Below are 14,658 nucleotides of genomic sequence, written 5' to 3' on the forward strand. Positions count from 1 at the left end.
CTAGAATCCGCGCCCTCCCGAGCGCTCAACCACATTGGATATTGCATTGCGCCTGCTCGGGACAGCCAAGTGCGCAGGCAATCGAACATTGAGGTTTTTCATGCGTATTTCCACGTTCGCCCCTGCTGCCGTCCTGTTCAGCCTGTTCGCCCTGCCAGTGCAAGCCGCTGACCTGAGCGGCCTGACTGGCGCCCTGACGTCCCAGCTGGGCGGCGCTACCGGCAACTGCGAAAAACAGAGCCAGGAGCTGCAAGCCAAAGTCGACGCCGCCAAAGCCAACGGCGAAGACCTGAAAGTGAAGGCCATGCAGGCTGCACTGGACCAGGTAAACAAAGGTTGCAAAAAAGTCGGCGAGTCCCAAGGCAAGCTCGACGAAGCCTCGCAAAAGCAGCAGGCCAAGGCTGACAGCAACGACACCGTGAAAGCTCTGGGCGGTCTGTTCAAGTAAGCAGAAACACCCGGTAAAAAGCCTCGCGACTGCGGGGCTTTTTTATGGGCGTTTGCTTGCTTTAGGCTGGGCGCCCCTTCAGAGCAAGGATGCTCGTGATGACGCCCCGCCTGCTGCACTACCTGCTGTTGATGCTCTTCCCTATCGTCGCCTGGGCGCAGGGCTGCCCGGACTGGCCAGCCGACAAGGCCCGGGACGAAATCGCCGCCCTGCAACGGCAAATCGGCCTGTGGGATGACAGCTACCACCGGCTCGGCCAATCCCTTATCAGCGACGAGCTGTACGACCAGGCTCGCATACGCCTGGAGCAATGGCGCCGGTGCTTTGCACAGGTGGCGCCGTCTGCCGACAGCCCCCTTTCCAGCGCCGGTGGCACCATCCCCCACCCAGTGCCGCACACGGGCCTTGCGAAGCTGGTCAACGACCGCGCCGTGGAAGACTGGGTCCGCACTCGCAGCGACCTGTGGATACAACCCAAGGTCGATGGCGTCGCCATAACCCTGATCTACCGTGGGGGGCGCCTGGCCCAGGTCATCAGCCGTGGCGATGGCCTGCTCGGCCAGGACTGGACGACGTCGGCCCGCAAAATCCCCGGCATCGTGCAACGGCTGCCCGAAGCCATCGACCTGCTTTTGCAGGGCGAGCTGTACTGGCGCCTGGATGCCCATATACAAGGTGAGACGGGGGGCATGAACGCCCGCAGCAAAATCTCCGGGCTGATGAACCGTCACCAACTGAGTGACGCCGACGCCGCAGGTATCGGCCTGTTTGTCTGGGCCTGGCCCCAGGGGCCGGCGGACCTCAGGCAGCAACTGGGCACCCTCGCACGCTGGGGTTTTAGCGACAGCCAGCGCTACAGCCAACCCATCGAGAACTTCGAACAGGCGCGGCACTGGCGCACCTTCTGGCATGGGCATCCATTGCCCTTCGCCACCGACGGAGTGGTGCTGCACCAAAGCCAGCGCGCTCCGGCCGAACGCTGGCAGGCCAGTACGCCGTATTGGGCGGTTGCCTGGAAATACCCGGTGATCAAAGCCCTGGCCCATGTGCGCCAGGTGCAGTTCAAGATCGGCCGCACCGGGCGTATCACGCCGATCCTGGAACTGCACCCGGTGCTGCTCGACGACCGCCAGATCCGGCGCGTCAGCATCGGCTCCTTGAAGCGTTGGCAGGAGTTGGATATCCGTCCCGGTGACCAGATATCCATCAGCCTTGCCGGCCAAGTGATCCCAAGGCTCGACCAAGTCATCCTGCGCAGCCACCCACGCGCGGATATCACCGTGCCTGCGGCGAGCGATTTCCATCACCTGAGCTGCTGGCGACTGACCCCTGCCTGTGAGGAACAGCTGCTGGCCCGGCTGGCCTGGCTCAGTGGCAAGCAGGGGCTGGATCTGCCACACATCGGCCGCGAGACCTGGAACAGTTTGATCCAGGCCGGTCAAATCAGCGGTTTGGTGGATTGGTTGAACCTTGATGAGACAGAGCTTGCTACCATTGACGGATTCGGCGAGCGCAGCAGTGCGCGCCTGCTTGCGGGCTTGCGAGTTGCGCGCCAGCGACCGTTCGCGCAATGGCTGATGGCGCTGGGGGTTCCACCGACCGCCCGGAACAACCTCGCGGGCGGCTGGCAGGCCCTGGCCGCGCGAGACACTCAAGCCTGGCAAGCCGAAGCGGGAATCGGCCCGGGACGCGCGGCGCAGTTGAGCGCCTTTTTTCGCGACCCTCAGGTGGTGGCCATGAGTGAAACACTGCGGGCTGCCGGGATAGACGGCTTTTAGTCCCGGGCCCGTTACATTAATCGGTGCCGGCAGAAATCATCCTGCCCACCTGACAACGATCTTGTTTAATTTGGAGTCTTTATGAAGTTTCTTGCACCGCTTGCCCTGCTGACCGTCACCAGCTTAATGACCACGCCATTGATGGCTGCCGAGACGGCCCCGCAACTGACCGGCTGCGCCGCCAAGCGTCAAGCCATCAGCCTGCAGATCGAACAAGCCAAGGTCCACGGCAACAGTGAGCAACAAGCCGGCCTGGAAAAAGCCTTGAGCGAAGTCACCGCCCATTGCACCGACGCCTCCCTGAAAAAGGAACGCGAGAACAAGGTGCTGGATGCCAAACACGAAGTCAGCCGCCGTCAGGCCGACCTCGACAAGGCCATGAAAAAGGGCGACTCCGAGAAGATCAACAAGCGTAAGGACAAGCTCGCCGAATCGCGCAAAGAGTTGCAGGAAGCCCTCGACGACCTGGACAAGTAAGGCGCATTCGGCGTTCTTGCCCGATCAGGCTCAGTGGTCGCGAAACTGCTTATGACAGGCGCTGCAGGCATCTTCGACTTTCTGCACGGCCGGCCCCAGGTTACTGGCCTTGTAAGGCTGAACCTGGCTGGCGATCACCAATTCACCGGTGGCCGCCTCAAGGTTGCGCGCCAGTTCCTGGAACTGCGCCTGTTTTTGCCAGACCTCATCCTTGGCGCTGGTGTGGTCTTCTTCGCGCACCGTTGGAAAGTGCTTCCACGGCTCATGGGACAGAGCGTCGAGCTTGACCGCACCTTCGGCAAATTTCGCCCCGTCGAACGGGATGCGACCGCGCAGCATGCCACCCAGGTCTTCGCCGGTCTTGAGCATCTGCTTGAAAATAGCCTTGCGCTGGCCCAGTGGCGAGTTTGGATCAACGCCACCGCAGGCAGTCAGCGTCAGGCAGGCCAGCAATACAACAGTCAGTTTTTTAAAAGTCATGGTGGCTCAGGGTCACGGGAAACGGCGGCCAGTATCCTCGCCCCGCCCGCAAAGACCAATAGCCCTATTAATAATATGGATGCTTGCGCCACAACCTGCGCGGGCAATCGCCTTGGGAATTTACTTGCATGAATAACCTGTTGAACCCCTGGAGTCGCCGACTGGCGTGGGCTCTGCCGATGATCGCGCTGCTCGCAGGATGCGACGGCGGCAACACTCCGGCCCCCACACCTGCGCCCGAAAAACCCCACGCCGTAGCGACCTATGTCAGCGCCACCTGGGACGCCCTGCCCGTGGTTTCGGACAGCGACCTGCAAGCCGGTTTCGAATCCTGGCGCAGTGCCTGCCAACGCCTGAAGAACGATCCGATATGGGGCACCACCTGCGCGGCAGCGGTCAATGTGCCGGGCAATGCCGGCGACATCCGCGGCTTCCTCAAGCAACAGTTGGACGTCTACGGCTTGCGCTCGGCGGACAACACGCCCAATGGCCTGATCACTGGCTACTACGAGCCGGTCTATCCAGGCAGCCTCACCGAAACCAAAACCGCCCATGTCCCCGTGTTTGGCGTGCCGGACGACCTGATCATCGTCAACCTCGAAAGCATCTACCCCGAACTCAAGGGCAAACGCCTACGCGGGCGCCTGGAAGGCCGGGTCCTCAAGCCCTATGACGATGCCGGCACCATCAACCAACAAGGCTCCAGTGCCAAGCCGATTGCCTGGCTGACCCACCCGATGGACCTGCAATTCCTGCAAATCCAGGGTTCTGGCCGCATCCAGCTGGCTGATGGCCGACAACTGCGCGTGGGCTACGCCGACCAGAACGGTTTCCCCTATCGCCCGATCGGCCGCTGGCTGGTGGAGCAAGGCGAGTTGAAGAAAGAAGAAGTCAGCATGGGCGCGATCAGTGCCTGGGCCAAGGCAAACCCGCAGCGCATCCCGGAACTGTTGGCGAGCAACCCCAGCTACGTCTTCTTCAGCACCCGGCCCGATAGCAACGAAGGCCCGCGCGGCTCGCTGAACGTGCCGCTGACTGCAGGCTACAGCGTGGCGGTGGACCGCAAGGTCATCCCGCTGGGCAGCCTGTTGTGGCTGTCGACCACCCGGCCCGACGGCTCGCCAGTGGTACGACCGGTAGCGGCCCAGGACACTGGTGGTGCGATTGTCGGTGAGGTACGTGCGGACCTGTTCTGGGGCACGGGTGATGCTGCGGGCGAGTTGGCCGGGAATATGAAACAGCAGGGCCAGATCTGGATGCTGTGGCCCAAGGGCGCAGCGCTACCCAAAGTGCCGGACGCTCCCCTGTAGGAGCCGGCTTACCGGGGCAAGCGGGCTACTACTGGGGCAAGCGAGCTCACTGTGGCAAGGGGGCTTACTGTGGCGAGCGGGCTTGCCCCGCGCTGGGCTGCGAAGCAGCCCCAGTAAGTCGAATACGGTGTATCAGATAATCCGTAGCGGGTGGTTTTGGGGCTGCTTCGCAGCCCAGCGCGGGGCAAGCCCGCTCGCCACAACAAGCCTGCTCGCCACAGCAAGCGGGCGCCGACCCAGTGCTTTACATCGAGACGAAGAAAAAGCTCGCAATCAACACCATGCCCACAAACCACACCAGCGAACGCAAGATCGCCCAGTCCGCCAAATAGCAGATGATGTACAACAAGCGACTGGTGATAAACAGCACCGCCAGGACGTTGATGGTCACCAGTTCCGCGTTGCCCGCCAGGTGGGCAATGATCACCGCCGCCGCAAACGCCGGGGTCACTTCAAAGCTGTTGAGCTGTGCGCTATGGGCGCGTTTGGCAAAACCTTCCAGGGTCTCCAGGAAGGCCCGGGGGTCGTGGTTCTGCCGGGGCCCGAATTTGCCGCCACTGAACTTGGCCACGCCGGTACACAGGTAAGGCAGAAAAATTGCGATCAACACACACCAGAAAGCGACAGTCATCACTCATTCCTTTTTTAGTTTTATCCACTGGTTAGAGTTTCATCACGAGCATGCCGATCAGTACCAACCCACAGGCTAAGAGCCGGGAGCGGCCGAAAGGTTCTTTCAGATAGCGCATACCGAACAACACCACCAGGATCACGCTGACTTCCCGCAGCGCGGCGGCCTCGGCAATCGAGCCCAACTGCATGGCCCAAAGCACCAGAGCGTAGCTCAACAACACGCACAATCCCACGCTCAGCCCCAACCGCCATTGCGTGCGCCAGAACAGGCTGAACGCGGCCCGCTTGCGCACCATGGCCAGCAATGGAAAAGGCCAGGCGCTGAGCAGCGTCAGCCAGACCAGGTAGTCCAAAGGGTGCGACCAGCGCCGCAGCGCCTGCCCGTCGAGGAAGGTATAGCAGCCGATGCACAAGCCGATCAGCGCCACCACCGGCAGCATCGACCAGGGCAACCTGTCCCCGCCACCGCCCTGCCACAACAGGCACAGCATGCCGAACGGGATCAGCAGGATGCCGACAATCTGCTGGGTACTGAGCACTTCACCAGCAAACACCAGGGTCAACGCCAGCACCACCAGCGGTGATAAGCCACGCATCAACGGGTACACCAGCCCCAGGTCGCCGACGCGATAGGCCTGGATCAACAGGTACCGGTAGAGCAACTCGAACAACGCCGAAGCGATGATCCACGGCCAGATTTCCAGGGGCGGCAGTGAAACAAATCCCACCGCCAGCAGAACAAACAACAGCGCAACGCTGTCCATGCAGGCGATCACCAACAGGCGTTCGCCGCTGAATTTGATCAAGGTGTTCCACGTCGCATGCAACAACGCCGCTACCAGGACAAGGGCCGTCGCAAGCAATGGAACCTCCTTAATTGATTCGGGATGTATCAGCACATGTTTATACTAAACGCCGCTTCGGCGCACCTAGCATGCCTATGACGGCTGCCATTTCCCCTATCTGCTCTTATTTCAACCGCCTTCCAAAGGACCCCGGATGCTTGAACTTGTTGCCGCCTTCATATGCCTCACCACCCTGCTCACTTATGTGAACTTCCGGTTTATCGGCTTGCCACCGACCATCGGCGTAATGGTCACCGCGCTGATGTTTTCCCTGTTACTCCAAGGCCTGAGCTTTATCGGTTACCCCGGCCTTGAAGAGCGCGTCCAGCAATTGATCGGCCAAATCGACTTCGGCGACTTGCTGATGAACTGGATGCTGTCGTTCCTGCTGTTCGCCGGCGCCTTGCACGTCAACCTGAACGACCTGCGCAGTTATCGCTGGCCCATCGGCCTGCTGGCAACCTTTGGCGTATTGATCGCCACCGTAGTGATCGGCAGCCTGGCGTATTACATCTTTGCCCTGTTTGGCTGGCATGTGAGCTTCCTCTACTGCCTGCTGTTCGGCGCACTGATCTCGCCCACCGACCCGATTGCGGTGCTCGGCGTGTTGCGTACCGCCAATGCGTCAAAACCGCTGAAGACCACGATTGTCGGCGAATCGCTGTTCAACGACGGTACGGCGGTGGTGGTGTTTACCGTACTGCTGGGCATCGCGCAGCTCGGCGAGACGCCCACCGTAGGCGCCACTGCCATGCTGTTTGCCCATGAGGCGATTGGCGGCGTGGTGTTTGGCGGGCTGATCGGCTACCTGGTGTACCTGATGATCAAGAGCATCGAGCAGCATCAGATCGAAGTCATGCTGACCCTGGCACTGGTGATCGGCGGCTCGGCGATGGCCTCCGAGCTGCACGTATCGGCGCCGATTGCGATGGTGGTGGCCGGGCTGATCATCGGCAACCTGGGACGCAAGCTGGCGATGAACGACATGACCCGTCGCTACCTGGATGGCTTCTGGGAGTTGCTCGACGACATGCTCAACGCACTGCTGTTTGCACTGATCGGCATGGAACTACTGCTGTTGCCGTTCAACTGGCTACATGTACTTGCCGCCAGCCTGCTGGCGGTAGCGATCCTGCTGTCTCGCCTGCTGACGGTGGCCCCGGCGATCCTGTTGCTGCGGCGCTGGCGCACGGTGCCGCGCGGCACCATCCGCATCCTCACCTGGGGCGGGCTGCGCGGCGGGGTTTCAGTGGCGCTGGCCCTGGCCTTGCCGTTGGGTCCGGAGCGTGACCTGCTGTTGAGCATCACCTATATCGTGGTGCTGTCGTCGATCCTGTTGCAGGGTTTGAGCATCGGCAGGCTGGTCAAGCGCGTGACCGAGGGCGAGCCCCAGGCCACGCCTGAACATCACTGATCCTTGTCGATCTGCTGCGGATGCCTGGGATCCGCAGCCTTTTTACCCGGCAAGCTGCTTTCGCTGCGAATCTGCGCATGGCTGATCAACGCGAAGATAAAACTGCCGCCGATGATGTTGCCGGCCAGGGTCGGGCCGGCAAATATCAGCCAGAAGTCCTTCCACGGCAGCTCGCCGGCAAATACCAGGTAGGACACCTCCGCCGAACCGACGACGATGTGGGTAAAGTCGCCCAGTGCCATCAGATAGGTGATCAGGATAATGATCCACATCTTGGCGCTTTCCATGGACGGGATCATCCATACCATGGTGGCGATCATCCAACCGGAGACAATGCCCTTGGCGAACATTTGGCCGGTGTCGTTCTCCATGATCTTGCGCCCGATCTCCAAGAAAGCCAGGTCGGTCTTGGTGTCGAAGATCGGTAAGTGCAACATCACATAGGCCACCAGCAAGGTGCCACACAGGTTGCCCACCAACACCACCGTCCACAGCCGCAACAGGCGCCCGGCATTGCCCAGGGTCGGCTTGCTCATCACCGGCAGCACGGCGGTCAGGGTGTTTTCGGTGAACAGTTGCTGGCGCGCGAGGATCACCGCCAAAAAACCCGCGCAGTAGCCCAGGCTGGCGATCACCTTAAAGCCTTCGCCGTCCGGCAGGCGTGAGTTGAGCAACCCCATGGCCATCAATGACAGGCCCATGGTCAGACCCGCAGCCAGCGCTGACCACCATAACGCCGCGACGCTGCGCTCCAGCTCCTGGTCGCCCTGGGTGCGGATGATTTCATGCAACACAGCCGCCCGGGGCGGCTGGTTTTTGTCCACGTCGTGCTGTTCTTCCTGCGACAGATTGGGAGTCTTGCCGTCTTTTTGCGTGGCCATGGGCGTACCTGAACGAGGGGGCGATTTCAGGTACGACCTGTGCGCCCTCAAGAGCGTTCAATGACCACCGCTACACGGCGGATCGTTACTCGCTGTCGTCCTGGAACTGATCCTTCACGTACTTGATCTCGGTACGCCCGTGGGGCGCCGGCAGGCCGTCTTCGCCGAGGTTGACGAAGACCATTTTTTCCACGGTCAGGATGCTTTTGCGCGTGATCTTGTTGCGCACTTCACAGGTCAGGGTGATGGAGGTGCGGCCAAATTCGGTAGCGGTGATGCCCAGCTCGATGATGTCGCCCTGGCGCGAAGCGCTGACAAAATTGATCTCGGAGATGTACTTGGTCACCACTCGCTGGTTGCCCAACTGGACAATCGCATAGATCGCCGCCTCTTCATCGATCCAGCGCAGCAGGCTGCCACCGAACAGGGTGCCGTTGGGGTTCAGGTCTTCGGGTTTTACCCACTTGCGGGTGTGGAAGTTCATGTTCACTCCAAAGCGTCTTGCGAAATGATGGGCAACATCATGGCAGAGCGCCGGCCCAAGCTCTATGAGCCATTGCCTATCACAGCCATGAGCGATCTTCATGAGCCCGACAGAAAGGCTTGGGAAGTCGGGCGCAGGCGGCTATAATCGCCACCGTTTCAAAACGGTCATCTGTGATTGATACCGTTCTCCCGCCACCTGTCCGAGGGGCGCTGCAGCAGGCCCTGGCCTGTCAGGCTCGGATGGGGCGTTGCCCAGCCAGGTTGTCCTGGTTGGATACTAAACGCACAACGGCGCCCATTCGCACACTACGAATGGAGGCTCTTCATGAGCGCTGTAATCACGCCTGCAGGTTTTACCGACTACAAAGTCGCCGATATGTCCCTCGCTGCCTGGGGCCGTCGCGAAACCTTTATCGCCGAATCCGAAATGCCAGCCCTGATGGGTCTGCGCCGCAAGTACGCCGCTGAACAGCCGCTCAAGGGCGCGAAGATTCTCGGCTGCATCCACATGACCATCCAGACTGCCGTGCTGATCGAAACCCTGGTTGCCCTGGGTGCCGAAGTGCGTTGGTCGTCCTGCAACATCTTCTCGACTCAAGACCAGGCCGCTGCCGCCATCGCCGCTGCCGGTATACCGGTGTTCGCCTGGAAAGGCGAGACCGAAGAAGAGTACGAATGGTGCCTGGAGCAAACCATCCTGAAAGATGGCGCGCCTTGGGATGCCAACATGATCCTCGACGACGGCGGCGACCTGACCGAGCTGCTGCACAAGAAATACCCGGCCATCCTGGACCGCGTCCACGGCGTGACCGAAGAAACCACCACCGGCGTACACCGCCTGCTGGACATGCTGGCCAAGGGCGAGCTGAAAATCCCGGCCATCAACGTCAACGACTCGGTGACCAAGAGCAAGAACGACAACAAATACGGTTGCCGTCACAGCCTCAACGATGCGATCAAGCGCGGCACCGACCACCTGCTGTCGGGCAAGCAAGCCCTGGTGATCGGCTACGGTGACGTGGGCAAGGGTTCGTCCCAGTCCCTGCGTCAGGAAGGCATGATCGTCAAGGTTTCCGAAGTTGACCCGATCTGCGCCATGCAAGCCTGCATGGACGGTTTCGAAGTGGTCTCGCCGTTCATCGATGGCGTCAATGACGGCACCGAAGCCAGCATCGACAAGGCCCTGCTGGGCAAGATCGACCTGATCGTGACCACCACCGGTAACGTGAATGTGTGCGATGCCAACATGCTCAAGGCCCTGAAAAAGCGCGCCGTGGTGTGCAACATCGGTCACTTCGACAACGAGATCGACACCGCTTTCATGCGCAAGAACTGGGCATGGGAAGAAGTCAAGCCACAGGTGCACAAGGTTCACCGTACCGGTGCTGGTGATTTCGACCCACAGAACGACGACTACCTGATCCTGCTGGCCGAAGGCCGCCTGGTTAACCTGGGCAACGCCACTGGCCACCCAAGCCGCATCATGGATGGCTCGTTCGCCAACCAGGTACTGGCACAGATCTTCCTGTTCGACCAGAAATACGCCGACCTGTCGCCAGCCCAGAAAGCCGAGCGCCTGACCGTGGAAGTACTGCCGAAAAAACTCGACGAAGAAGTGGCCCTGGAAATGGTCCGCGGCTTCGGCGGCGTAGTGACTCAACTGACCAAGACCCAGGCCGACTACATCGGCGTGACTGTCGAAGGTCCGTTCAAGCCGCACGCCTACCGCTACTGATTTGCCTGCTGCCTGCTCCCCATGTGGGGGCAGGCTTTTGTGGGAGCGGGCTTGCTCGCGAAGGCGGTGTGTCAGTCGACTTATCTACTACTGACATACCGCCTTCGCGAGCAAGCCCGCTCCCACATTGACGGTGTGCACCTTCTGGCTTTATGAGTTTCCATAGGTATTACCATGTCCCAAGACCGTCGCTACAGCTTCGAGTTCTTCCCGACCAAGACCGATGCTGGGCATGAAAAACTGATGGCAACTGCTAAGCAGTTGGCCAGCTACAACCCCGATTTTTTCTCCTGCACCTACGGCGCAGGCGGCTCGACCCGTGATCGTACGATCAACACCGTGCTGCAGCTGGAAAGCGAAGCCAAGGTGCCTGCGGCTCCGCACCTGTCTTGCGTGGGCGACAGCAAGGACGACCTGCGCGGCCTGCTGACCCAGTACAAGGCTGCCGGCATCAAGCGTATCGTCGCCCTGCGCGGTGACCTGCCATCCGGCATGGGCATGGCCAGCGGCGAGCTGCGCTACGCCAACGACCTGGTGAGCTTCATTCGTGAAGAAACCGGTGATCACTTCCATATCGAAGTGGCCGCTTACCCGGAAATGCACCCGCAGGCACGTAATTTCGAAGACGATCTCAACAACTTCGTACGCAAGGCCAATGCCGGCGCCAACAGCGCGATCACCCAGTACTTCTTCAACGCCGACAGCTACTTCTACTTCGTCGAGCGCGTGCAGGCCCTGGGCGTGAACATCCCGATCGTGCCGGGCATCATGCCAATCACCAACTACAGCAAGCTGGCGCGCTTTTCTGACGCCTGCGGTGCAGAAATCCCACGCTGGGTACGCAAGCAGCTGGAAGCCTACGGCGATGACGTCAAAAGCATCCAGGCCTTCGGCGAGCAGGTCATCAGCGAAATGTGCGAGACCTTGCTGCAAGGTGGCGCACCGGGGCTGCACTTCTACACCCTGAACCAGGCCGACCCGAGCCTGGCGATCTGGAACAACCTCAAGCTGCCACGCTGAGGCTGCCCGTTGTGCCGTCGCCCCGGATTCCTCGCGGGTCGGCGGCACAATAAAAATTCAGGTTTGCCGCCTGAAGATCCCCGATCCAGAGCTTCTCTTTAACCTGAGACAGTCGTAACCTCAGGGTATGCCCGTCATTCTCCAGTTGTTGACCGCTGTTATTTTCACTTGCCTGAGCCTGACCGCCCATGGCGAGAAACTGCGCATTGTCACCGAACCCTGGGCACCCTACGTCTACGAAGAAAACGGCCAGATGCGCGGGCTCGACTACGAGACCACCGTGATCGTGTTCCAGCGCCTGGGGATTGAGGTGCAATGGCAGTTCCTGCCCTGGAAACGTTGCCTGGCCATGCTCGACCAGGGCCTGGCAGATGGCGCGCTGGACATTTTTCACAGCCATGAACGCGACGCAGCACTGCTTTACCCCAGCGAACCGTTGTCCCAGGTTGAGTTTGTGATGTTCTACGCCAACGAGCGCCCGCATCCATTCCGCACCCTCAACGACCTGAAAGGGCTGACCATCGGCACGTCCCCCGGTTACTTGTATAGCGCCGGGTTCAGCGAATCCTCCCTGTTTACCCGCGAGCCGGCCCCCAGCCATGAGGCCAACTTCGGCAAGTTGGCCCGTGGCCGGATCGATCTGGTGATCACCGACCGCCGGGTCGGCCAGCATGTGCTCAAGGAGTTGGGCCTGGAGCAACAAGTTACCCAGGCGTCGCCGGTGATCAGCAGCCAGAAGCAATTCCTGGCCGTACGCCGTGGCGCGGGCATGGACCTGCTGGTGCAGCGCTTTGGCGCCGAGCTCAAACGCTTCAAGCAAGAGCCCGCCTACGCGGCCCTGAGTGCAAAATATGCCGGTACCATGAGCCAAATCGCCCCGTCGCCCCTACTGGACGACACCGTTGAGCAGCAGGAAAGCAGCGCGCAGTGATTGCTCTGTTATACTCCGGCCTTTCCGCCAGGCTTACGCCCGGCCTCTGTGGTCGTATCACAGGTATCCAACCCCGCTACTGCGCAGCTTTGCAGCCCGCGCGAGCCGTTGGAGTGCCTGCCAACCCCAGCAGGACCGGACGGGATTGCGTTCCTCTAAACGCCATTCGCGCCCGGCAAGATTATCCCTTTGGGCCAAGCCCTAACTACAAACAGGATTACTCATGTCCTTTGCTTCCCTCGGTCTCTCCGAGGCTTTAGTCCGCGCCATCGAGGCAGCGGGCTATACCGAGCCTACTCCGGTGCAACAGCGGGCTATTCCCGCCGTGTTGCAAGGTCGCGACCTGATGGTCGCGGCTCAGACAGGTACTGGTAAAACCGGCGGCTTCGCCCTCCCGATTCTGGAGCGGTTGTTCCCCAATGGTCACCCGGACAAATCCCAGCGTCACGGCCCGCGCCAACCCCGCGTACTGGTCCTGACCCCTACCCGCGAACTCGCCGCACAGGTGCATGACAGCTTCAAGCTGTACGCCCGTGACCTGAAGTTCGTCAGCGCCTGCATCTTCGGCGGCGTCGGCATGAACCCACAGGTTCAGGCCATGTCCCGTGGGGTTGACGTGCTGGTCGCCTGCCCTGGTCGTTTGCTCGACCTCTGCGGCCAAGGCAGCGTCGATCTGTCCCACGTGGAAATCCTCGTGCTGGACGAAGCCGACCGCATGCTCGACATGGGCTTTGTCCATGACGTGAAGAAAGTCCTCGCGCGCCTGCCGGCCAAGCGTCAGAACCTGCTGTTCTCGGCAACGTTCTCCAACGACATCACCGCCCTCGCCGGCAAGCTGCTGCACAACCCCGAGCGCATCGAAGTCACGCCGCCCAACACCACGGTCGAGCGTATCGAGCAACGGGTGTTCCGCCTGCCAGCCAGCCACAAGCGCTCGTTGCTGGCCCACTTGATCACTGCAGGCGCCTGGGAACAGGTGCTGGTGTTCACCCGCACCAAACACGGCGCCAACCGCCTGGCCGAGTACCTGGACAAGCACGGCCTCACCGCTGTCGCCATCCACGGCAACAAGAGCCAGAACGCGCGGACCAAGGCCCTGGCCGACTTCAAGGCCGGCTCCGTGCGGATCCTGGTCGCCACCGATATCGCCGCCCGCGGCCTGGATATCGACCAACTGCCACACGTGGTCAACTTCGAGCTGCCAAACGTCGATGAAGACTACGTGCACCGTATCGGCCGGACTGGCCGCGCCGGTCGTTCGGGCGAGGCCATTTCCCTGGTCGCCCCGGATGAAGAAAAACTGCTGAAAAGCATCGAGCGCATGACCAAGCAGAAAATCGCCGACGGCGACCTGATGGGCTTCGATGCCAGCACCGTAGAAGCCGAAAAGCCGGAAGTGCGCGAGCGTCCGGATGTGCGTAACCCGCGCAACCCACGTGGTCCCAAGGGCGATGGCCCGAACGGCGGCGGTGGTGGCGGTGGTCGTCGCGACAAAGGCAAGGACAAGGGCGGCAAGGACAAGGCGCCTACCAACGGCCGTGGCGAACGCCCAGCCCGCGAGCAAAAGCCCCGCGAAGGCACCCCGGCCCGCGAACAGCGCCAGCCGAGCCAGCCACCACGCGCCGCAGCCGACCGCGCACCGGACGAGTTCCTCGACGATGATGTGGATAACTTCGGTAACCGCGTTGACTACGTGCCCCAGGCCAAACCGGCCCAGGGCCGTGGTCGCCGCCCAGGTGCCCCGGCACAGGGCGCAGGCGCCGGCGCTCCGCGCACCGGTGGTCAGCCGCAGGGTCGCCAGAATGGTCCACGCAGCAGCAACGGCGCCACCACTGGCACCCCGCCTGCCAAGCGCAATGGTCCGCGTAACGGCGCTCCGCGTGATGGCCAGGCCCGTCGCGAAGAGTCGCGCAACCGCCGCCCTGCCCGTGATGAGCAGCCACGCGCCTCCGAGCCGGCCGTGCAGAACCCGCGCAGCGGCACCACGCCGAAGATTATCCACAAGGAGTCGAAAAGCGATCGCTTCCCGACACCTGAGCAGTTGGATCAACTGCCAGGCCGCCCTCGTGGTGAAAAACCAGCGTTGCTGACCCGCAACCGCTGATTTTCATAGCGCCACGAAAAATGCCCCGGTTCGAAAGATCCGGGGCATTTTTTATGGACTGGGCATCGATCAACTGTGGGAGCTGGCTTGCCTGCGATGGCCATAGATATCTACAC

At 61.4% G+C, this 14,658-nt stretch carries 14 protein-coding genes and 1 riboswitch; of the genes, 9 read left to right on the forward strand and 5 right to left on the reverse strand.

The features are described 5' to 3' along the window. The first annotated feature begins 100 nt into the window (after positions 1–100). From GDV60_RS25305 to GDV60_RS25315, 3 genes are all read left to right on the forward strand, one after another. Entirely contained in the window at positions 101–448 is a 348-nt protein-coding gene (locus GDV60_RS25305) for a DUF1090 family protein (RefSeq protein ID WP_070993955.1), read from the forward strand. Between the two features lie 98 nt (positions 449–546). Then, positions 547–2,226, forward strand: coding sequence for an NAD-dependent DNA ligase LigB (ligB, locus tag GDV60_RS25310; RefSeq protein WP_256679347.1), 1,680 nt, complete (start codon positions 547–549; stop codon positions 2,224–2,226). Positions 2,227–2,307: 81 nt separating this feature from the next. Continuing rightward, positions 2,308–2,703, forward strand: a complete 396-nt coding sequence (locus GDV60_RS25315; protein WP_159909050.1) for a DUF1090 domain-containing protein — start codon at positions 2,308–2,310, stop codon at positions 2,701–2,703. Between the two features lie 30 nt (positions 2,704–2,733). On the opposite strand, the gene GDV60_RS25320 is transcribed toward GDV60_RS25315, so the two are convergent. Then, on the reverse strand, positions 2,734–3,183 hold the full coding sequence (locus tag GDV60_RS25320) for a cytochrome c (protein ID WP_029297371.1): 450 nt from the start codon (positions 3,181–3,183) through the stop codon (positions 2,734–2,736). A gap of 128 nt (positions 3,184–3,311) precedes the next feature. On the opposite strand from GDV60_RS25320, the gene GDV60_RS25325 reads away from it, so the two are divergent. Further along, a complete protein-coding gene (locus GDV60_RS25325) occupies positions 3,312–4,493 on the forward strand; it encodes a murein transglycosylase A (protein WP_104911068.1) in 1,182 nt (393 codons plus the stop codon). 244 nt (positions 4,494–4,737) lie between these two features. On the opposite strand, the gene GDV60_RS25330 is transcribed toward GDV60_RS25325, so the two are convergent. Together GDV60_RS25330 and GDV60_RS25335 are read right to left on the reverse strand one after the other, a co-directional pair. Then, a complete protein-coding gene (locus GDV60_RS25330; RefSeq protein ID WP_070993958.1) occupies positions 4,738–5,124 on the reverse strand; it encodes an MAPEG family protein in 387 nt (128 codons plus the stop codon). Between the two features lie 31 nt (positions 5,125–5,155). Beyond that, positions 5,156–5,989, reverse strand: a complete 834-nt coding sequence (locus GDV60_RS25335; protein WP_029297377.1) for an EamA family transporter — start codon at positions 5,987–5,989, stop codon at positions 5,156–5,158. A gap of 136 nt (positions 5,990–6,125) precedes the next feature. Here GDV60_RS25335 and GDV60_RS25340 point away from each other — a divergent pair, with 136 nt between their 5' ends. After that, positions 6,126–7,385, forward strand: a complete 1,260-nt coding sequence (locus GDV60_RS25340) for a sodium:proton antiporter (RefSeq protein WP_159909052.1) — start codon at positions 6,126–6,128, stop codon at positions 7,383–7,385. On the opposite strand, the gene GDV60_RS25345 is transcribed toward GDV60_RS25340, so the two are convergent. Continuing rightward, positions 7,379–8,266, reverse strand: a complete 888-nt coding sequence (locus tag GDV60_RS25345; RefSeq protein ID WP_029297381.1) for a formate/nitrite transporter family protein — start codon at positions 8,264–8,266, stop codon at positions 7,379–7,381. The genes GDV60_RS25340 and GDV60_RS25345 overlap by 7 nt on opposite strands. An 85-nt stretch (positions 8,267–8,351) precedes the next feature. Further along, complete coding sequence (locus GDV60_RS25350) at positions 8,352–8,750, reverse strand: acyl-CoA thioesterase (protein ID WP_029297383.1); 399 nt, start codon at positions 8,748–8,750, stop codon at positions 8,352–8,354. A 198-nt stretch (positions 8,751–8,948) separates the two neighbouring features. After that, positions 8,949–9,056, forward strand: a riboswitch (S-adenosyl-L-homocysteine riboswitch). Positions 9,057–9,077: 21 nt separating this feature from the next. On the opposite strand from GDV60_RS25350, the gene ahcY reads away from it, so the two are divergent. The 4 genes from ahcY to GDV60_RS25370 all read left to right on the forward strand — a co-directional run bounded on the left by ahcY (position 9,078) and on the right by GDV60_RS25370 (position 14,542). After that, positions 9,078–10,487, forward strand: a complete 1,410-nt coding sequence (gene ahcY, locus GDV60_RS25355) for an adenosylhomocysteinase (RefSeq protein WP_029297385.1) — start codon at positions 9,078–9,080, stop codon at positions 10,485–10,487. Between the two features lie 174 nt (positions 10,488–10,661). Further along, entirely contained in the window at positions 10,662–11,507 is an 846-nt protein-coding gene (gene metF, locus GDV60_RS25360; RefSeq protein ID WP_029297387.1) for a methylenetetrahydrofolate reductase [NAD(P)H], read from the forward strand. Positions 11,508–11,634: 127 nt separating this feature from the next. Further along, the gene (locus tag GDV60_RS25365) at positions 11,635–12,438 is read left to right on the forward strand and encodes an ABC transporter substrate-binding protein (protein ID WP_092231065.1); all 804 of its coding nucleotides are present in this window, start codon (positions 11,635–11,637) and stop codon (positions 12,436–12,438) included. 223 nt (positions 12,439–12,661) lie between these two features. After that, the gene (locus GDV60_RS25370) at positions 12,662–14,542 is read left to right on the forward strand and encodes a DEAD/DEAH box helicase (protein ID WP_159909054.1); all 1,881 of its coding nucleotides are present in this window, start codon (positions 12,662–12,664) and stop codon (positions 14,540–14,542) included. Positions 14,543–14,658: the final 116 nt, after the last annotated feature.

It is taken from the genome of Pseudomonas sp. DTU12.1 (assembly GCF_009873475.1).
GTDB lineage: Bacteria > Pseudomonadota > Gammaproteobacteria > Pseudomonadales > Pseudomonadaceae > Aquipseudomonas > Aquipseudomonas proteolytica.